Consider the following 20577-nt stretch of genomic DNA (forward strand, 5'->3'; position numbering starts at 1 on the left):
GTGTTCGGCGGTGTCCTACTCTCCCACACCCTGTCGAGTGCAGTACCATCGGCGCTGGAGGGCTTAGCTTCCGGGTTCGGAATGGGTCCGGGCGTTTCCCCTCCGCTATGGCCGCCGTAACTCTGTGAAACAGTGTCACACGCAACGTCAGCGGTGTCACCTGGTGGAGATCGGTGACGTGCTGGTTCATTCAATTGTGGGTACAACCTGAAACGTGTGTTGTTTCAGATATTGCACAGTGGACGCGTAGCTTCTTTGTGGTAAGTCCTCGGCCTATTAGTACCAGTCACCTGCATACATTGCTGTACTTCCAGTTCTGGCCTATCAACCCGGTGGTCTGCCGGGGGCCTTACCCCCTCGAGGGGGTGAGAAACCTCATCTTGGAACAGGCTTCCCGCTTAGATGCTTTCAGCGGTTATCCCTTCCGAACGTAGCCAACCAGCGGTGCTCCTGGTGGAACAACTGGCACACCAGAGGTTCGTCCGTCCCGGTCCTCTCGTACTAGGGACAGCCTTCCTCAAGTTTCTTACGCGCGCGGCGGATAGAGACCGAACTGTCTCACGACGTTCTAAACCCAGCTCGCGTGCCGCTTTAATGGGCGAACAGCCCAACCCTTGGGACCTACTCCAGCCCCAGGATGCGACGAGCCGACATCGAGGTGCCAAACCATCCCGTCGATATGGACTCTTGGGGAAGATCAGCCTGTTATCCCCGGGGTACCTTTTATCCGTTGAGCGACACCGCTTCCACTTGCCGGTGCCGGATCACTAGTCCCGACTTTCGTCCCTGCTCGACTTGTCAGTCTCACAGTCAAGCTCCCTTGTGCACTTGCACTCGACACCTGATTGCCAACCAGGCTGAGGGAACCTTTGGGCGCCTCCGTTACATTTTAGGAGGCAACCGCCCCAGTTAAACTACCCACCAGGCACTGTCCCTGAACCAGATCATGGTCCGAGGTTGAGGTATCCAATACGATCAGAGTGGTATTTCAACAACGACTCCACAGTAACTGGCGTCACCGCTTCACAGTCTCCCACCTATCCTACACAAACCGAACCGAACACCAATACCAAGCTGTAGTGAAGGTCCCGGGGTCTTTTCGTCCTGCCGCGCGTAACGAGCATCTTTACTCGTAATGCAATTTCGCCGAGTCTATGGTTGAGACAGCTGAGAAGTCGTTACGCCATTCGTGCAGGTCGGAACTTACCCGACAAGGAATTTCGCTACCTTAGGATGGTTATAGTTACCACCGCCGTTTACTGGGGCTTAAATTCTCAGCTTCGCTCTTACGAGCTAACCGGTCCTCTTAACCTTCCAGCACCGGGCAGGCGTCAGTCCGTATACATCGTCTTACGACTTCGCACGGACCTGTGTTTTTAGTAAACAGTCGCTTCTCACTGGTCTCTGCGGCCCCACCCAGCTCACACTGCACAAGTGATCACCGGACAAGGCCCCCCTTCTCCCGAAGTTACGGGGGCATTTTGCCGAGTTCCTTAACCATAGTTATCTCGATCGCCTCAGTATTCTCTACCTGACCACCTGTGTCGGTTTGGGGTACGGGCCGTGTAACAACTCACTAGAGGCTTTTCTCGGCAGCATAGGATCACTGAATTCGCCTCAATCGGCTACGCATCACCTCTCAGGCATCATGAACGGCGGATTTGCCTACCGTTCGCCCTACAGGCTTACACCAGTACAACCACTGACTGGCCCAGCTACCTTCCTGCGTCACCCCATCGCTTGGCTACTACCAGATCAGGTCCCACGCATCCACCCGTCGTCGACATGCCCGAAGGCACACGATCAACAGGATTCAGGGTGGTTAGTGTCACTGATTCACCATGGGCGCGGTTACACGGGTACGGGAATATCAACCCGTTGTCCATCGGCTACGCCTGTCGGCCTCGTCTTAGGTCCCGACTCACCCTGGGCGGATTAACCTGGCCCAGGAACCCTTGGTCATTCGGCGGACGAGTTTCTCACTCGTCTTTCGCTACTCATGCCTGCATTCTCACTCGCGCAGCCTCCACACCTGGATCACTCCGATGCTTCCATGGCTGCACGACGCTCCCCTACCCACCCACACACCTGGCTGAACCCTCGCAAGGGAACAGCGGGCTGTTGTGTGAGTGCCGCAGCTTCGGTGGTGTACTTGAGCCCCGCTACATTGTCGGCGCAGGATCACTTGACCAGTGAGCTATTACGCACTCTTTCAAGGGTGGCTGCTTCTAAGCCAACCTCCTGGTTGTCTTCGCGACCCCACATCCTTTTCCACTTAGTACACGCTTAGGGACCTTAGCTGGCGATCTGGGCTGTTTCCCTCTCGACTACGAACCTTATCGCCCGCAGTCTCACTGCCACGCTCTCACTCACCGGCATTCGGAGTTTGGCTGATTTCGGTAAGCTTGTAGGCCCCCTAGACCATCCAGTAGCTCTACCTCCGGCGAGAAACACGTGACGCTGCACCTAAATGCATTTCGGGGAGAACCAGCTATCACGGAGTTTGATTGGCCTTTCACCCCTACCCACAACTCATCCCCTCAGTTTTCAACCTAAGTGGGTTCGGTCCTCCACGACGTCTTACCGTCGCTTCAACCTGGCCATGGGTAGATCACTCCGCTTCGGGTCTAGAACACGCCACTACACACCACGACGGTGATACGCCCTATTCGGACTCGCTTTCGCTACGGCTACCCCACACGGGTTAACCTCGCGACATGCCACTAACTCGCAGGCTCATTCTTCAAAAGGCACGCCATCACCAGCAACAGTAAACTGTTCACCAGCTTTGACGGATTGTAAGCGCACGGTTTCAGGTACTATTTCACTCCCCTCCCGGGGTACTTTTCACCTTTCCCTCACGGTACTAGTCCGCTATCGGTCACCAGGGAGTATTCAGGCTTATCGGGTGGTCCCGACAGATTCACAGCAGATTTCACGGGCCCGCTGCTACTTGGGAATCCACAACAACAGTTGCAATGTTTTCGTCTACGGGACTCTCACCCTCTACGACAGGCCGTTCCAGACCACTTCGACTAACACCACAATTTCTCACTGTCGGCCGATCCGGCAGAATCGACAATGCAAACCCCACAACCCTCCATACGCAACCCCTGCCGGGTATCACACGCACAAAGTTTGGCCTCATCCGCTTTCGCTCGCCACTACTCACGGAATCACAATTGTTTTCTCTTCCTGTGGGTACTGAGATGTTTCACTTCCCCACGTTCCCTCCACACACCCTATATATTCAGATGCGGGTAACACGACATCACTCGTGCTGGGTTTCCCCATTCGGACACCCTCGGATCACAGCTCGGTTGACAGCTCCCCGAGGCTTATCGCAGCCTCCTACGTCCTTCATCGGCTCCTGGTGCCAAGGCATCCACCGTACGCTCTTCATTACTTACAACAAAGATGCTCGCGTCCACTGTGCAATTCTCAAACAACACACAACCACCACGTGTTACTCACCCGTTCGCCGCTCGTGTACCCCGAAAGGCCTTACCGCTCGACTTGCATGTGTTAAGCACGCCGCCAGCGTTCGTCCTGAGCCAGGATCAAACTCTCCGTAAAAGACTCTCGATCAACAGTCGAAACTGCAAATCAGTCATAAACATGAAAGAGTCAAATCACTAGCAAAAAAACTCAACTAGCATTTCAAAACAACACCCGACAACAACCACCACAAGCGGGCAGCTGATACATCGAATGCATACCACCAAACAAAAATTCGGCACTGACATTCATCGACACACTGTTGAGTTCTCAAAGAACACGCACACACCGTCGGCACCGCTTGCGCGGCAACTTTGGGGCTTACACGCTCATACCCCAGACATGACTCATCGTTCTGAATCTTGCCTGGGTGGTTCAGTGCGTACTCCGTACAACCTCGTTGTCCCGGTTTGTGAAGACCGGGTCGGTGTCCGTGTCGCTCTGACTCGACAAAAGTTACGCGAAGACCAACGCTTACGCAAATCGCCTGGTCAGATGTAATTTTCGTGTGAACATCTGACGCGCGGGGTCGATCAGACGATCGCGACGGCGTCGATCTCGACCAACATCTCTTCTCTGGGCAGTCCGGTGAAGACCGTGGTTCTACTCGGGAGGACATCGCCCGTTGTGTTCGCCGCGACGAACTCGCCGTAGGCCCCGTTCATGATCGAGAAGTCCTCACGCTTGGTCAGGTACACCCTCAACATGACGACGTCGTCGAAGGAAGCGCCGCTGGCCTCCACGATGGCTTTGACATTCTCGAGCGTGCGGGTGGTCTGCGCAGCGACGTCGCCCGGGTACAGGTATTCGTTGGTGACAGGATCGACCGGGCCTTGTCCCGACACCTGGACGAATGGCCCTTTCCGCACTCCCTGGGAGAACGTATGTGCAGGCGCGGGGGCACCACTGGTACGGATTTCGATCTTCTCGCTCACTGTTTTCCTTCGTTCGGTTGATGGGTATTCGTTCGGTCCTGTATTTCGCGAGGATGCCAACCCAGTCCTTCGGAGATGGCGGTCGCTGCCTGTTGCACCTCGGGGAGCGTCGCAAGAACCTGGTCGTGGTCGAGCAGCATGTCGGGAACCGACATCGAGACCGCGGCCACGACGTCGCCTGTTCCATCGCGCACAGCGCAGCCGATGCAGTTGACGAACGATTCGTGCTCCTCCCGGTCCTCCGCGAATCCCTGCTCCAGGACCAGGTCCAGCTCGCGCAGGTATCGCTCGGCCGAGGTGATGGTTCGTTCCGTGAACGGTGTGTACGTGATGCGGTGTGCAATCTGTTCGCGCTCGGCCACGGGCCGCGCCGAGATCAGAATCTTTCCTACCGCCGTGCAATGCAGCGGAGCAGGTTTTCCGACCCGTGAGTACATCCGCACACTCTGTATGGCGTCGAATTTGTCGATGTAGATCACCTCGCCCGCCTCGTAGGTGGCCAGGTGAACGGTTTGACCGGTGACTTTGTTGAGCTCGGCCAGATGCGGCCTGGCAATGCTTCGAATGTCGCGCTGTTCCAGTGCGCGGTTTGCCAACTCGAACAGCCTCGAGCCCAACTGATACCGATGATCGACATCGTGCTGGACGAATCTGTCGCCTTCCATCGTACGAAGCAGCCGGAGCACGGTGGTCTTGTGTACTCCGAGAACCGTCGCCAGGTCGTCGAGCGATCTCGATCCGTCACCGAGCAAACCAAGAATGGTCAGCGCTCGCGAGAGACTTTGACTCATTGCAACAACTCCGAACCTCGGGCCGACACCTCTGCGTAATCCACTGCCGCCCAGCCACAGTCGTCGAGTTCGGCAAGTTGCACCAGCACGTCGAGAGGCAGAACCGAGGCTATGTCGCCGTGCCCGGTCAGGGCACCCGCTGCACACAGATGGCCGAAGCGTACGCGTTCGGCGGCACTTCTTCCCCACAGGAGGCCTGCCAGGTACCCACCAGCGAAAGCATCTCCCGCACCGATCTTTTCGACAACGTCGAGTCTGAGCGCCGGTACATCGAATCGAGCGGTGCCCTCGAAAGCCGTCACGGTGTGGGCGTCGTTCTTGATCACCAGCTGCCGTGGTTCGGGAAACAACGCGCGGAGTTCGTCCGGGCTCGACGTCCCGAATACCGACTGAGCTTCGTCGGCACCCATGAAGACCACGTCGCTCCCCCGAACGTGTTCGCCGAGCACCTCCGCGGCTTCGTCTTCTCGGGACCTCCACAGCGCCGGCCGAAAGTTCAGATCGAAACTGACGACGGCGGGTCGGCCCAGCAACTCCCTTGTCAGGTCGGCGGCCGTATTCGAGATGGCAACGGTGATTCCGGTGAAATGGACCAGGTCGGCATCGGACACCAGCTCCGAGGCACGTTCGTCGAATCCAGTGGGCGACAGCGCGCTCGCGGCAGAGCCTGCGCGGAAGTAGGTCATCGCACTGTCTCCGCGTGCGAGATCGTATTCGGTGCCGGAGCCCGAGCCGCGTTGCTTGATGTACATACCGGTAGGGCGCACGTCGTCGATCGCGACACCCGAGGTGTCGACTCCCGCGGCTGTCAGCTGTCGGACCAGATACCGGCCGAATCCGTCGTCGCCCACCCTGGAGATCCATGCAGCATCGACGCCCAACTGTGCGAACACGCTCGCCACGTTCGCTTCGGCACCTCCGGACATCCGGTGGAACGTGTCCGAGTCTTCCAGCGGGCCCGGTTCCGCCACCAGAACGACGAGGCCTTCACCTACACACACCGCTCGTGGTGTTTTCACGTCGATCTCCTCGAACTCTTGCGGAACCCTGCCTGCCGTTGCAGACTACAAACCATAAACACATTGCGCAACTACCGTTGCAAAATACGCAACCACATTGATTCTTCCACGAGAGGGAGACGAACGTGATCGACGCCGCTGCCGTCGAGGCGCTGAATCAGCGAATCCTCGGACCCGAGCACAAAGCACTTCCCCCACGATCGTGGGGCCACACCGTCGAGAGCTTCTTGACGACGGATCCGCGATTGTCCGAGTTCACCACCCCGCTGCTCACCCTCGATCGCTCGCGCATCGCATCGAACATCTCGGTCATGGCCGACTGGGCCGCCCGCGCGGGCATGCTGCTGGCACCCCACGGCAAGACGTCGATGGCTCCTCAACTGTGGAAACAACAGCTCGATGCCGGCAGCTGGGCGATCACCCTGGCCACGGGATGGCAGGTTCAGGTGGCTCGCGCGTTCGGTGTCGAACGGATCATCCTCGCCAATGCGGAGATCGACCCCGTTGCTTTGAGGTGGATTGCGGCCGAATTGGATTCGCACACCACCTTCGAGTTCTACTGCTGGGCAGACAGCGTCGCGACGGTCCTCGAGATGGATCGCATTCTCGCGGCACGAGGATCACGACCGGTTTCCGTCATCGTCGAACTCGGCGGCCCGCACGGTCGAACAGGAGCACGAACGGCCGAGGAAGCCACCGCCGTGGCACGCGCGATCGCCGCGTCGTCGCGCCTGACACTGGCAGGCGTCGGCGGCTACGAGGGGGCTTTGAGCCACGACCGCTCGCAACGCGGCCTCGAGGCGGTGCGGACCTACCTCGACAATGTCGCCGACCTCCATCGCACACTCGACGCCGAGGGCCTGTACGGCGAACATGCCATCGTGACCGCAGGCGGCAGCGCCTACCAAGATCTCGTCGTGGATCGGTTGCGAACACTGGCCACGGGCGAGGGCGTGCGTACCGATGTGGTGCTTCGCTCGGGTGCTTACGTGGTGCACGACGACGGCTTCTACTCCCAGATCTCGCCGCTGACTCCCGCGCGAACGGACGCGCCGCTGATGTCGGCGATGCACGGATGGGCTCGCACGGTTTCTCGCCCAGAGCCCGGACTCGCCCTGCTCGATGCAGGGAAACGCGATTTTCCGTTCGACGAGGGAATGCCCGTTGCCCAACATGTTCGAGGGACCGAGATCCTCGACCCAGGTGCCGAGGTGACCGCGTTGAACGACCAACACGCGTTCCTTCGACTACCCGCCGAAGACGCCACCGCCTTGCCGGTGGGGACCGTCGTGAGACTGGGCCTGTCCCACCCGTGCACCGCCTTCGACAAATGGCGGCTCGTTCCCGTCGTCGACGACGCAGACATCGACGATCCCCGCGTGGTCGATCTCGTCCACACATTCTTCTAGAGAATCGAATCCCCATGCCCAGCATTCTCTTTCGAGGTGCCGATGTCATCGACGGCACCGGATCGCCGCGCCTGCGCCGCGACGTTCTCGTCCGCGACGGAATCATCGCATCGATCGTTGAACCCGGAACCGTGCCCGGTGCGGACAGAATCGTCGACGCCTCGCCGGGGCAGGTCCTGTCCCCCGGCTTCATCGATATGCACGCTCATTCCGACCTTCGACTGTTGACCGACCCCGATCATTTCCCGAAAATCAGTCAGGGCGTCACGACCGAGGTCATCGGACAGGACGGCATCGCCTACGCTCCGATCGACGACGCGACACTGGACGTGGTGCGACGTCAGATCGCCGGATGGAACGGCAATCCCGTCGACCTGGACTTCTCGTGGCGTTCGGTCTCGGAGTACCTCGCTCGGCTCGACCGGGGTATCACTCCGAACGCGGCATATCTCGTTCCGCAGGGCACACTGCGCTATCTCGCGGTGGGCCCCGATCAGCGACCCGCTACAGCGCGCGAGATCGCTCACATGCAGGAGTTGTTGGCGCAGGGCTTGCACGAGGGCGCAGTCGGCATGTCCAGCGGGTTGACGTACACGCCCGGAATGTACGCGGACACCAGCGAATTGCACGCACTGTGCGAGGTGGTCGCGGACTTCGGTGGGTTCTACGCTCCGCACACCAGGTCGTACGGCACGGGGGCGCTCGAGGCTTACCAGGAAATGCTCGATCTCTCCCGAGGTACGGGATGCGCACTGCATCTGACCCACGCAACGATGAACTTCGGCGTCAATCGGGGCCGGGCTCGGGAGTTCTTGGACCGTGTCGATTCCGCGATCGCGGACGGATGCGATGTCACCCTCGATTCGTACCCGTATCTACCCGGAGCCACCACCCTGTCTGCCCTACTGCCGAGTTGGGCGATGTCCGGTGGGCCGGACCGAGCCCTGGAACGTCTCGACGATCCGGACATTCGCCGACGCATCACACAGGACGTCGACGTCGACGGCTCCGACGGTTGCCACGGAGTCACGGTCGAATGGGACACCATCGAACTCAGTGGTGTGGCCAATCCCGAACTCGATCGCTACGTCGGGCGGACGATGTCCGATATCGCAGCCGACGAGGGACGCGCACCGGTGGACGTGTTCTTCGACTTCCTTCGGCGCGACGCCTTGGCCACGACCATTCTGCAGCACGTCGGGCACGAGGAGAACGTGCGCGAGATCATGGCGCATCCGCACCACATGGGCGGCAGCGACGCGATTCTGGTGGGCGACAAGCCACATCCACGCGCCTGGGGAACCTTTCCACGCTATCTCGGACACTACGTGCGCGACGAGCAATTGCTGTCGCTCGAGGACTGCATCAATCACCTGACCGGTCGGCCAGCTGCGCGGCTCCGGCTGCAGGGACGCGGCACGATCACCGAAGGGTACGCAGCCGACCTGGTGCTCTTCGATCCTGCTGCCGTTCGCGATACCGCCACCTTCGAGCAACCGAAGCAACAAGCCGAGGGCATCGTCCACGTCATGGTCAATGGCGCATTCGCGATCGATGATCGCCTCCCCACCCACTCACTGGCAGGGCGCGCCCTGCGGATGGATTCCACCGGAAAGCAGACGTCATGAACGCACTGTCGACGATTCTCGAGGACCGCGCCCTGTCGGTGGTCCGCGCCCCTCACATCTCCGATCCTGCGGCACTGGCAGATGCGCTCGCGCGCGGCGGAATTCGCGCGATGGAACTCACCTTCACCACTCCGAACGTCCTCGAGCTGATCCGCGCTGCGTCGGCCTCGGGTGCCGTTGTCGGGGCCGGGACCGTTCTGACCGCCGATCAGGCCCGACAGGCGGTCGACGCGGGAGCCCGCTTCGTCGTGACGCCCGGGCTGCGACCGGATGTCGCGGCGATCGTCGTCGACGCAGGTATCCCGCTGATGATGGGTGCGCTGACTCCGTCCGAGGTGATGACCGCCCTCGACCTCGGGGCGGACGCGGTCAAGATATTTCCGGCACGAGCAGTAGGACCTGCATATTTCAAGGATTTGCTCGGCCCCTTTCCGGGCGCGCAACTCGTTCCGTCCGGCGGTGTCAACGCAGGTAACGCCGCACAATTCCTCGCATCCGGTGCCGTGGCAGTGACTGCAGGCACCGATGTGGTGTCACCGGCGTCGGTCGCCGAGGCCAGGTGGGACGACATCACCACACGAGCGCAAGCGTTCGTGGCAGCTATCAGTGCAGACATCAAGGAAGGCACGTCATGAATTCTGTCGTCGACTGGCTCAGAACCTCTACACCCGGTCTACTCGTGTTATGCGGCATCGCAATTGCCGTGCTATTGGTAGTCATCATCAAGGTCAAACTCGAACCGTTCATCGCACTGCTCATCGTCGGCCTCGGATTGGCGCTGGCTGCGGGTTTGCCGGTCAACGAGATCGTCGGCACCGCGATCAAGAGCAACGAATCACTTCTCGAAACCGGATTCGGTGGCATTCTCGGCCACATCGCGGTGATCATCGGGCTCGGCACGGTCCTCGGTGCGATCCTCGAAAAATCCGGCGGCGCACAGGCATTGACCGCCAAACTACTGGGGGTGTTCGGAGAACGCGGCGCACCGGTAGCGATGGGCCTGCTGGGCTTGATCTTCGGCATCCCGGTGTTCTTCGACATCGGCATCTTCGTCTTGGCACCGCTGGTCTACGTTGCAGCACGACAGGGCGGAAAGTCGTTGGTGCTGTACGCGTTGCCGATGTTGGCCGGCCTGTCCATGACTCACGCATTCTTGCCGCCACACCCAGGGCCGGTTGCCCTCGGCGGGCTGCTCGAAGTGAACCTGGGCTGGCTCATCCTGTTCGGGTTCGTTTGCGGAATACCGGGTTTCATCGCCGCAGGCCTGGCCTGGGGTAGCTGGATCGGCAAGCGTGTCATCGTCGACGTCCCCGATGACTTCATCAACGACGGTGACGACGACGCGACCGGTGGTGGTGGCACGGGGGCCGTCGCCACCACCAAGCGCCCGGTCGTCACGACGCCTCCGTCGGTGGGAACCATCGGAGCGATCATCGCAGTTCCGTTGGTGTTGATCCTCGGTGCCACGTTCGGCAGCATCCTGCTCGATCCGGGCAATCTCCTCGAGGTGCTGACCTTCTTCGGCACACCGGCAGTCGCGTTGCTCATCGCAGTGCTGATCGCGTTCTACGTTCTGGGTATCCGTCGCGGGTCCACCGTCCAGGAGCTCAGCAAGTTGACCGGAGAATCGCTGCGGCCGGTGGGAATGCTGCTGCTCGTCGTCGGGGCCGGTGCATTCTTCGGAAAGGTCATCTCCGCCACGGGCATCGGGACGGCGCTGGCAGACACCATGGCGGCTGCAGGCCTACCCATCATCGTGTTGGCCTACATCATCAGTTGCGCGCTCAGAGTCGCTCAGGGCTCGGCGACCGTGGCCATCGTGACGACAGGCGGCATCGTCGGACCACTGGTAGCAGCGCAGGATTACTCGGCACCGGCCGTCGCGCTCATTGCCATGTCCATCGCAGCGGGTTCGATCATCGCCAGCCACGTCAACGACGGTGGCTTCTGGATCATCGCGAAGTTCTTCAATATGACCGTCAAACAGACGCTGCAGACGTGGACCGTACTCGAGACGATCCTGTCAGTGGTCAGCTTCGCGGTCGCGGGAATTCTCTTCGCGATCATCGCCTGAGGCGGTGGCGCGATCGGATGTCACTGATGGCAGCCGGTCGCGCCACTGAGTCCGCACCTGGTCACCGACGAAGTGGGTGTTCTCCGCCGACATCTCCCGACTGCCCGATCGTCCGACGAGATCGTCGATTCGGTCGTCGAGACTGTGGGCGCGGGCCATCGCGTCGGAGGTGCGTGCCTCGTCTTCGGAGGACTCGACCAGATTCGCGAGCCGCACCAGGGCCGCCACCCGGCCGGTCAGCTGAGTCCACACCACTTCCAGTGCGCCACGACGTGATTCGACTTGCGCGGCCGTCTCCTCGTCGACCATCGTCTCGCCGATTCGGTTCAGCTCGTTCGCCACGGTCCGCAAGGACGAGGCATCGACCGAGATCTCGGTGAGCTCGACGAACAGATCGAGTTGATTGCGCTGGATCTCGAACACCGTGGACTGCCACGCCGGGGAACGACGTATTCGGTCGAACGACGTGCCCGCAAGAAACAGCAGGGTGTCGTACCGGTCGACGAAGCGGTCGTCCTTGCGATCGACGAACTGATCGATCACCCCGGTGGCCCACTCGACCTGCTCTGCCAATGGAGTCCGCCGCGCAAACGTGCCGACCCGGTCCGTCGCCGCGTCGACCAGGGAAAGGCCACGTTCGGCAACAGGCCCGAACTTTCGCGGCGCGGGCGTCTGCATCAACGCATCGAAGACCGAATCGCGCTGGTCGAGATCGAGGTGCACGCCGTCTCGACGTTCCTTGCGCGCCGCCCGCACCCCAGCGGCATAGTGCCGATTCGACATCACCACGGTCGTGCGCTGGTGGCTGATGCGCTTGGTCAACTCGGCCACTCGAATTCGGTACACCAGCGACGACCCGGGCTTGTTGGTCGTGTCCTTGGCGCGCCACCGATCGCGCTCGTCCACCAGGTGTCGCAGAGTCCCGAATCCCCCGATCGATGGCAGCGAGCGCCCGGCGTGCCATCGGTTGACGAGAACGGCTCGTGTGGCCGCGTCCACCCGGCCGGCCGCGATTGCGATGGCACTCGCGTCGGACAGCGGTTCCGAATGACCGGGTAAACGGCAATCGGCACAGCGACTGTGTACCTCGGCGTCGAACCGAGCGCGCTGCTCGGCCGACTCACTACCGTCATACCTGGACATCGTCTCTCCTCGGTCGGGCCGATCACGTCCGACCTCGCCGACGGATCGCTCGTGTTCGAGTGTTCCAGAAGGTCAGATCAGCCCGCGTAACGATTGCTCGGTCTGCGGCTTCTTCTCGGCAAGGAGTGTGCGCGCCACGTCGAGGCCTTCCCAGACGTTCCACATGAGCACTCCTCGAACCACGGCCTGATCGTCGAGGTAGTAGACGACGCCTTCCTTGCCCACCGACTTCCAGTCCTCGATGGTGCTCATCGACGTCGATACCGTGCCGATCGCCTGGTACCCGTCGTCGTAGATATCGGAGTAGAAGTACGGCGTGTACGAGTACGGCTCGGCCGCACCTGCCATGTTGCGTCCGGCAGCTTTGCCCATCTCGGTGGCGTTGTCGACATGCTCGACGCGTCGGCGACCGAGAATCGCGTCGGGATAGTTCGCTACGTCACCGGCGGCGTAGACATGTTCGTCCGCCGTCCTCAGCAGTTCGTCCACCACGATTCCGTCGTCCACCGCCAGCCCGGCACCGTCGGCGAGTTCGGTGCGGGGCCGCACGCCCAGCCCGAACACGGCACCGTCGGCCTCCAGGGTGGTTCCGTCGTCGAGTTGCAGTTGGACGCGAGCCGACGCTTCTGCACCGGCGGTGACCTTCGTTCTCCGGCGCACGGTCACGCCGTGCTCGGCAAACCCTTTGTCGAACCCTGCGGCCAGGGTCGGCGGAAACATGTGTGCGCCGAGTATGTCCGCGGAGGTGACCAGCGTGACTTTCACACCCTGAAGCGACAGGGCCGACGCGAGTTCGGTGCCGATGTATCCGCCGCCGACGACGGCGATGTGCTCGGCAGTCTTCGTCAGTTCGCGCAGTGCCCGGTAGTCGGAAAAGGTACGGAAGTAGACCACTCGCGGGCTGGGAGCGAGGTCGATGCGCATCGGTTCGGCACCCGTCGCGAGGAGGAGGTCCCCGTATTCGTAGTGATCTCCCGATTCGGTCGTCACGCTCGCGCGTGATCGGTCAACCGACACAACCGAGACTCCGGTGTGTACCTGTGCGCCGGTGTCGGACGCGGTGTCGAGCGGAACCTGATCGCGGCCGAACTCCGAATCCGTCCACAGTTTCTTCGACAGTGCCGGCCGTGTGTACGGCTCATCGGGGTCGGCTCCGAGTATTCCGATGGAACCGGTGCCGTCGATCTCGCGGATTCCGCGAGCCGCACTGTCGGCAACCATTCCCCCGCCGATGATCAGGTAGTCGTAGCGCATCGTTCACTCCTCGAAAGGTCGACGTGTTCGTGTCGGGGTACCCGAAACGCCTCCGAAAAACCCGGCGCACACGTGCCCGGCGGACCGCCGACGAGGAATCGGACGGAGTGTATCGAGCATCACACCTCCAGATGGTTGGCCCAGGCCCGCCGAGTGGGCATGTTGGTTCGGGCGACTGAAGATCGTTCTGACTCGAGACGAGCTGTAACGGTTCCGTCCGGCCGAACGACTCACACCTCAGGACGCGAACAAAAGGAGACGATGTGACTGTTCAGATCGATTCGCTGGCAATCGGCACCGACACTGCCGATGTTGCGACAGCAGACGTCGACCAGCTCTTCGACGAGGTTTCAACGCTGGACGCCACCATCCTCGACGCCATCGAGCGCCGTACCCAATTGGCCCGCACTCTTGCTGCGTCGAGTTTCGAGGCCGCCCGCTCGGAGAACGCAGCAGACTCGTTCGACGATCTCGGCACCGACGGCCGCGTCTTTTCACGGATGCTGTCGCGTCTTGCTCAGATAACCCGGTAACGCTTCACACTCCCCCTTCGGCTTCGTAGTCCGCGACCCCGTCGAGCTCGGCTCGGCGGGGTCGTGTTGTGTCAGCAGGGACGTGCCCGGTGATTTTCGTGATCGGCACCTGTCAGTAGGAGCAAGACCGTCTTACGACGGTTGTCGTCCGCTTGCTTCCCGCCGAGAAGGTGCATTCGATGTCCCGTTTGCTGTTCGCCAACATGCCTGTCCGTGACGTCGTCGCCACCCGTTCGTTCTTCGAGGGCCTTGGATTCGCCTTCAACGACGTCTTCAGCGACGAGAACACCGCCTCCATGATCGTCAGCGACCAGGCGACGGTGATGTTTCTGGCCACTTCACGTTTCGAGGACTTCATCTCCGACGCGATCTGCGACACCGGCTCGGCCCGTGAGGTCCTGATGTGCATCTCGGCCGACAGCCGCGAGGAGGTGGATTCGCTCACCGACGCGGCGATCGCTGCGGGTGGATCACCGTGGATGGAGCCCCAGGACCACGGGTTCATGTACGGCCGGGCATTCCGAGACCTCGACAATCACGTCTGGGAAGTGATGTGGATGGACCCGTCGGCCATTCCGCAGAGCTGACCGGCAGGTGTCAGAGGCGGTCGGGTAGGCCGAATCGATCGAACAGGGACAGATCGAAGAAGCAGGCCACGTGCCCGACCCCTCTGGCATCGACATCGAGCACGTGCAGCTGGAACGGCCGATGCACGCCGTCCTCGCCTTTCATGTACAGCCCGTATGCGGGTTGTCCGTTGGCTGCTGTCGGCACCATCCGCATATCGCCTGCTCCGTTCGCCGGGCAGTTGTTTCGGATGAGGGATCCGATCGTCTCGGCACCCTGATACCACCCCACGAACGGTGGCATCTCCCACACGGCGTCCGAGGTGAACAGCGTCACCAGGCCGTCGATGTCGTAACTCTCGAAGCACTCCACGTATCGAGTGAGCATGTCCTGCATCGCCGCGGATTCGATGGGCTCGACATCGTCGAGCTCGGGCGCGATCTCGTCCAGTCGCTCGCGGGCTCGCTGCAACAGACTGTTGACCGCAGTTGTCGTTGTCGCAAGAACCTCCGCGACCTCGGACGCTTTCCATTGCAACACCTCGCGCATCAGCAGAACGGCGCGCTGCCGAGACGACAGATGCTGCAGGGATGCAACGAAGGCCAGGCGCACGGATTCCTTCGCCACGAGGATTGCGGCGGGATCACTCGAGTCCCCCAGCTCGGAATCGGCAATGGGTTCGAGCCAGGCAATCTCGTTGTTCTGCACGAGTTCGTCGGTCGGACCGGAACTCGGCGCACCCAAGCCCGTAGGGAGCGGACGCTTCGACCTACCGTCCAGAGCGGTCAGGCAGGTATTGGTGGCAATTCGGTACAACCACGTACGCAGCGAGGAGCGGCCCTCGTACTTCTCGTACCCTCGCCATGCCCGAATGTACGTTTCCTGCAGTAGGTCCTCGGCGTCGTGGATCGATCCGGTCATGCGGTAGCAGTGCGCGAGCAGCTCGCGTCGGAACGGATCGAACTGTGCCAGGAAGTCATCCTGCTGCAGTGAGGCCGCGGTCATGCGCTAGAGCCTAAACCGCTGGCCGATACGCCACAGCTCGAACGCGCGCCGCGCCGCGGATTGCCCGCCGATCTGGGTTAATGTCGGCATCGTGACTTCGGGAGCGAGCATCGACGAGCTGGTGGAGGAGCTGTATCTGCAACGCCGCCGAGCGTGGGAAGCCGCTCTCGTCACCGCGCAGAACTTCCTCGAGACCATCGCCGACGAAATTCTCGAGGACGTCGATCGAGACCGACTCAACGCACAGACCGCACGAATCAAGGACCCAGGAAGATCGGCCGACAAATTGCGTCGGTACGTCTCCGAGGGCCGCGTGAGTGAGCCCTCGGAGGCCGATGCCGTCGCCGAGGCACTTCCCGATCTCGTCGGCGTGAAGGTGTTGTGCAAGACCCCGCGCGACCAACTGAGTTTCGTTGCTGCGCTCGAGCGTGCCTGCAACGACCCGGAATGCTCGGTTCGGTTCGCGCAACCACCCACCGATTACGTCGCTTTTCCCAAGCCGAGCGGTTACCGCGCATATCACGCCGTACTGGTGGTCAGGGTGGCAACGCATCAGGGTGACCTCGACGTGAAAGTGGAGGTTCAAGTCAAGACACGTCTACAGGACGCGTGGGGCGAGCTGACCCACGAGGACATGTACAAACCCGGTGAGGCCCTCAAACCGACCAAGAAGCACACCGATTACGCCGCGCATATGGCCCACTTGCTCGACCAGGTGGATGCGATGGCCGACGATCTCGCCGCTCAACTCGATTCGCTGACCGCTGCATCCAAGGAAGGCAACGTACTCGATACCGACCCCATCCCGAAAGACCCGGACTTCGTTCACGCGCGGGTCACTCGCACCGGGCCGCGGTATGCGTTGGCCGTCGGCCCGGACGGTCGCCGCGGGCTCGTGCCCGCTCGCTCGGTGAAGGCCGTCATCGGCTCGACCGACCGCATCGCGGTCAACGACTATCTCGAAGTGGGCGACTACATCGACGTCGTTGTCGAGGATTCCGAGGACGCGCTCTACTACCATCTCACTTCGCAGCCGCCGCGCTACAGGCCGGCGAAGAAGCGCAAGCAGTGACCTGCACTTCTCAGGAACATCTCACGTCGGTCCGGTAAACATTTCTTCTCGTGACCACTACCGAGAGATCCACGGTCGTCACCGAAGTCGACACAGCGACCCATCCGACCAAGACCGACGACCGGATTGCGAGATTCCGCACTGCCGAGACGATGGTGCCTGCCATTGCGTTCGCCGTTCTGGCACCCCTGTATGCGGTGATGTCCGTGCTGGGCCATCGTCAGCTCCGTACGTCCGGCTTCGACCTGGGGATTTTCGTCCAGCAGATCGCGTCGTACTCGCAGTTTCGTGCACCCACGTCCGACCTGCTGGGCACCGGCTACAACACACTCGGCGATCACTTCTCCCCCATCACCGCACTGCTCGGTCCCGTCTATCGGCTGTTTCCGCACGCCGAGACGTTGTTGATCGCGCAAGCGGTGTTGTTCGCGTTGGCGGTGATCCCGATCAGCCGGCTTGCGGTGCAGAAATTCGGCACGGTCATCGGGATCGTGATCGCCGCGGCGTTCGGACTGTCGTGGGGTGTTCAGGCAGCGCTGAACTTCGACTTCCACGAGGTGGCGTTCGCGATGCCGCTGCTGGCCATGTCCATGGTCGCGCTGGTTCGTCGACGCTGGCTACCGGCTCTGGCCTGGGCTCTGCCGCTGGTGTTCGTCAAAGAGGACATGGGTTTGACAGTGGTCGTGATCGGAGCGCTGGTGGCGCTGTGGACGACCGGACGAACCCGAGTCCTGGGTGTGCTGACCGCCGTGTGGGGTCTGACCTGGGTAGTTATCGCCGTCAAAGTGATCATCCCGCTGCTGAGCGCGGACAATTCATACGACCAGGGGTCGAAGCTGCCTCCTCTGGGTGAAGGTATCGCAGATACCGCGCACGGCCTGGTTGCGGGCGATCCTCGGGCGGCGACGGCCTTTCTGCTGCTCGCGGTCACCGGCTTCTTCGCTCTTCGCTCCCCTCTGCTGCTGATCGCCGTCCCGACGGTCGCGTGGCGGTTCCTCAGTGACAACACCAACTTCTGGAAGCCGATCTATCACTACAACGCGATTTTGATGGTCATCGTGTTCGTCGCACTGCTCGATGCGCTGGCGCGCAGCCACCGACACGGCCAGCTCACGGCGCGCGGCAGGAACGGCATAGTCGCGTTCGTGGCCGTGTTCGCGGTCGTCGCGCTACCGTTCCTGCCCATGTCGCGCATCGTGCACGCGCAGGAATGGACGATCGATCCGCAGGCCGCGACTGCTCGGGACATTTCGAGTTGGATCCCTGCCGGCGACCGGGTTGCGGCGTCGAACAATCTCGTCGCCCAATTGGTCGCCGATCATGCCGTATCGGTCTTTCCGCAGCGCGCAACGGATTCGACCGTCCCGGACTGGATCGTCGTCAACCGCGAACGGCCTGCGGGATGGCCCGCCGACGAGAGCGGCGATCGCCAAGCGATCGATCGGGCGCTGTCGAGCGGCTACGACCGCGTCTACGAGGTCGACGGGATCGAGGTCTTGCACCGCGAGTGACGACGTCCTACTAGGGTTTGTTGGCATCGACCCACCGCGACGACCGCAAGGCAGGTACAGAACATCGACGCTCGAACCGGCGATCTCGGCGCCACCAAGACCGCATCGAAGCGTTCACCGTGGAACAGAAAGAACCCCTACCGCGCACAGGTGCTGAGCAACCGACTCCTGTCCGGGCCCGACTCCGCGAAGGAAGTTCGGCACTTCACCATCGGACTGGGCGACAGTGGTATCACCTACGAAGCGGGCGACGGATTCGGCATCAAACCCGTCAACGACGCCGCACTGGTCTCTGCTGTCATCGCGCGACTCGGAGTGCCCCCGGATGTTCCGGTTCACACGAAATCGGGTGAGATCACCCTGACTCAGGCACTGACGACGGACTACGAAATCGGAATCCCGTCCATGGACCTCATCGAGGCCGTGGCGGAAACAGCGGGCAATGCCGAGCTCGACCACGTTCTGCAAAACGGCGACCGGGCGTCATTCGACGCCTGGACGTGGGGACGCGATGTCGTGGACGTTCTGGATCTCGATCCGTCCCTCGCTCTCGATCCGGCCGAATTCCTCGGTTTGCTTCGTCCGTTGCAACATCGGGTGTACTCGATCTCGTCGTCTCCGACAGCACACGAAGGCACTGTGCACCTGACGGTCTCGACCGTCAGGTATCGGTCGGCCGAGCGTGACCGCGGCGGCGTCTGCTCGACGTACCTGGCCGACAGAGTGGGCGAGGCGCAGGAGGCCGGTGTGTTCCTGTCGGCCAACAAGTCGTTCCGACTCCCCTCCGACGACACCCCGATCATCATGATCGGGCCCGGCACCGGGGTCGCACCGTTTCGAGCGTTTCTGCACGAGCGCCGAGCGCGCGGTGCCACGGGCAAGAATTGGTTGTTCTTCGGCGATCAGCACCGGTCGAGCGACTTCCTGTACGAGGACGAGCTCGTCGAGTTCGAACGTGACGGCCTGCTGACTCGACTCGATGTGGCCTTCTCTCGTGATCAGCACGAGAAGATCTACGTTCAACACCGCATGCGCGAGGCGGGAGCGCAGTTGTTCGACTGGCTCGAATCGGGCGCGCATCTCTATGTCTGCGGTGATGCGGCCCGCATGGCGAAGAGCGTCGACGAGGCTGTGCACGACATCGTTGCCGAACACGGTGGCCGCTCACCCGACGCTGCCGAGGACTACGTCGACGAACTCAAGCGATCCAAGCGCTACCTGCGGGACGTCTACTGACCGACGTGTTCTTGTCGGACCCCCTCACTACGGTCTGACTTCACAGGCATCAGTTCTCGTCCGAGAAGAGGGTTTGCACCGTGAACACACCGCAGAACGGCCATTTCGATTCCGCAACGGCGCTCGCGTGGGCTACGTTCACCGGGAATCTGCACGCCTGCATCCGGGCCTTGCCCCAGGGTGACTACGTCACGGTCACCGCCGCTCAAGCCAGTCCCGGCGAGCGTGGCCTGCGGCCGTACATCGATGTGGCGGCTTCTGATACCGGGCGCATGGTCGCGGTCGCAGCCATTCCGTCTCTGCTGTATCCGGAGGCACCCGATGCGACGGCCATGGACGTGCAATTGCTCGAGTTCGGCTGGCTGGATCGGGGCAAGCCGCTCGCAGACGGATCGGTCATCGATCTCACGCGAACCGATTCGAGAGCCGATGCTGCGCTCGTCGCGGAGATGATCACGCTCGCGTTTCGCGAGATCTGGAATGTTCCGCACCCATCGTTCCTCAGCGTCTGGGGCGTGGCGGCCGACGGTGTGTCCTCCGGGCCGGTGGACCTGCAACGCGGGTCCGTCGGTAGCCCGGTCACACCGGGATCGGATGCGGACTTTCCCGAGGCAACGGCCGACGTTCCCGCCGCGCTGCGGTCGCTGCAGGCGGTGTGCCAGTTGGTCGGTCGACGGGTCGACGCGCACACCGTTCTGTCCGTGTGCACCGGCAACAACCTGGACGAACTACTGGACCGTGCCATCGCGCTGCATCGCTCGGCAGCCGGTCGAGCTCACCGAACAGCGGACGCCGGTGGAGAAGACTCCGCCGCGGTGTGGATCAACTTGGCCCGCACCTGGCGCTCGGTGGCCCGCAGCATCGACGCCGCGATGGATGCGGACCGGCATGCGCGCAGGTGA

At 61.8% G+C, this 20577-nt stretch carries 16 protein-coding genes and 2 rRNA genes; 10 read left to right on the forward strand and 8 right to left on the reverse strand.

Going from position 1 to position 20577, the window contains the following annotated elements:
* Positions 1-2: 2 nt before the first annotated feature.
* The 5 genes from rrf to J1M87_RS17545 form a co-directional block, all read right to left on the reverse strand.
* A 5S ribosomal RNA gene (rrf, locus tag J1M87_RS17525) occupies positions 3-119 on the reverse strand.
* 137 nt (positions 120-256) lie between these two features.
* Positions 257-3412: ribosomal RNA gene (locus J1M87_RS17530) — 23S ribosomal RNA — on the reverse strand.
* Positions 3413-4031: 619 nt separating this feature from the next.
* Positions 4032-4433 (reverse strand): RidA family protein, encoded by a 402-nt coding sequence (locus J1M87_RS17535; protein ID WP_206490787.1) that lies wholly within the window; start codon positions 4431-4433, stop codon positions 4032-4034.
* Positions 4430-5224 (reverse strand): IclR family transcriptional regulator, encoded by a 795-nt coding sequence (locus J1M87_RS17540; RefSeq protein WP_206490788.1) that lies wholly within the window; start codon positions 5222-5224, stop codon positions 4430-4432. The genes J1M87_RS17535 and J1M87_RS17540 overlap by 4 nt, the downstream gene beginning before the upstream one ends.
* Positions 5221-6243, reverse strand: a complete 1023-nt coding sequence (locus J1M87_RS17545) for a sugar kinase (protein WP_307830846.1) — start codon at positions 6241-6243, stop codon at positions 5221-5223. The genes J1M87_RS17540 and J1M87_RS17545 overlap by 4 nt, the downstream gene beginning before the upstream one ends.
* A 125-nt stretch (positions 6244-6368) precedes the next feature.
* Between J1M87_RS17545 and J1M87_RS17550 the strand changes: the two genes are divergently transcribed.
* From J1M87_RS17550 to J1M87_RS17565, 4 genes are read left to right on the forward strand one after another with little or no spacing between them, the layout of a single operon-like run.
* Positions 6369-7652 (forward strand): alanine racemase, encoded by a 1284-nt coding sequence (locus tag J1M87_RS17550; RefSeq protein WP_206490789.1) that lies wholly within the window; start codon positions 6369-6371, stop codon positions 7650-7652.
* Between the two features lie 14 nt (positions 7653-7666).
* Positions 7667-9280 (forward strand): amidohydrolase family protein, encoded by a 1614-nt coding sequence (locus J1M87_RS17555; RefSeq protein WP_206490790.1) that lies wholly within the window; start codon positions 7667-7669, stop codon positions 9278-9280.
* Positions 9277-9915, forward strand: a complete 639-nt coding sequence (locus J1M87_RS17560; RefSeq protein WP_206490791.1) for a bifunctional 4-hydroxy-2-oxoglutarate aldolase/2-dehydro-3-deoxy-phosphogluconate aldolase — start codon at positions 9277-9279, stop codon at positions 9913-9915. The genes J1M87_RS17555 and J1M87_RS17560 overlap by 4 nt, the downstream gene beginning before the upstream one ends.
* Positions 9912-11354 (forward strand): GntP family permease, encoded by a 1443-nt coding sequence (locus J1M87_RS17565; protein ID WP_206490792.1) that lies wholly within the window; start codon positions 9912-9914, stop codon positions 11352-11354. Before J1M87_RS17560 ends, J1M87_RS17565 begins: the two co-directional genes overlap by 4 nt.
* Here the strand turns inward: J1M87_RS17565 and J1M87_RS17570 are convergent.
* Both J1M87_RS17570 and J1M87_RS17575 read right to left on the reverse strand, forming a co-directional pair.
* A complete protein-coding gene (locus J1M87_RS17570) occupies positions 11304-12497 on the reverse strand; it encodes a hypothetical protein (RefSeq protein ID WP_206490793.1) in 1194 nt (397 codons plus the stop codon). The genes J1M87_RS17565 and J1M87_RS17570 overlap by 51 nt on opposite strands.
* Positions 12498-12569: 72 nt before the next feature.
* Positions 12570-13751, reverse strand: coding sequence for an NAD(P)/FAD-dependent oxidoreductase (locus J1M87_RS17575; RefSeq protein WP_206490794.1), 1182 nt, complete (start codon positions 13749-13751; stop codon positions 12570-12572).
* Positions 13752-14014: 263 nt separating this feature from the next.
* Here J1M87_RS17575 and J1M87_RS17580 point away from each other — a divergent pair, with 263 nt between their 5' ends.
* Entirely contained in the window at positions 14015-14284 is a 270-nt protein-coding gene (locus J1M87_RS17580) for a hypothetical protein (RefSeq protein ID WP_206490795.1), read from the forward strand.
* Positions 14285-14463: 179 nt separating this feature from the next.
* A complete protein-coding gene (locus tag J1M87_RS17585) occupies positions 14464-14871 on the forward strand; it encodes a VOC family protein (protein ID WP_206490796.1) in 408 nt (135 codons plus the stop codon).
* A 10-nt stretch (positions 14872-14881) separates the two neighbouring features.
* Here the strand turns inward: J1M87_RS17585 and J1M87_RS17590 are convergent, their stop codons facing one another.
* Positions 14882-15856, reverse strand: coding sequence for a sigma-70 family RNA polymerase sigma factor (locus J1M87_RS17590; protein WP_206490797.1), 975 nt, complete (start codon positions 15854-15856; stop codon positions 14882-14884).
* A gap of 91 nt (positions 15857-15947) precedes the next feature.
* Between J1M87_RS17590 and J1M87_RS17595 the strand changes: the two genes are divergently transcribed.
* From J1M87_RS17595 to J1M87_RS17610, 4 genes are all read left to right on the forward strand, one after another.
* On the forward strand, positions 15948-16928 hold the full coding sequence (locus J1M87_RS17595) for a RelA/SpoT protein (RefSeq protein WP_206490798.1): 981 nt from the start codon (positions 15948-15950) through the stop codon (positions 16926-16928).
* Positions 16929-16978: 50 nt separating this feature from the next.
* Positions 16979-18439: a DUF2079 domain-containing protein gene (locus J1M87_RS17600; protein ID WP_206490799.1), complete on the forward strand. Its 1461-nt coding sequence runs from the start codon at positions 16979-16981 to the stop codon at positions 18437-18439.
* A gap of 63 nt (positions 18440-18502) precedes the next feature.
* Positions 18503-19675 carry a sulfite reductase subunit alpha gene (locus J1M87_RS17605; protein WP_206491385.1) on the forward strand — a complete coding sequence of 391 codons (1173 nt, stop codon included), beginning with the start codon at positions 18503-18505 and terminating at the stop codon, positions 19673-19675.
* A gap of 80 nt (positions 19676-19755) precedes the next feature.
* A complete protein-coding gene (locus J1M87_RS17610; RefSeq protein WP_206490800.1) occupies positions 19756-20577 on the forward strand; it encodes a hypothetical protein in 822 nt (273 codons plus the stop codon).

This window comes from Rhodococcus sp. KRD162 (assembly GCF_017168335.1).
Classification (GTDB): Bacteria; Actinomycetota; Actinomycetes; order Mycobacteriales; family Mycobacteriaceae; genus Rhodococcoides.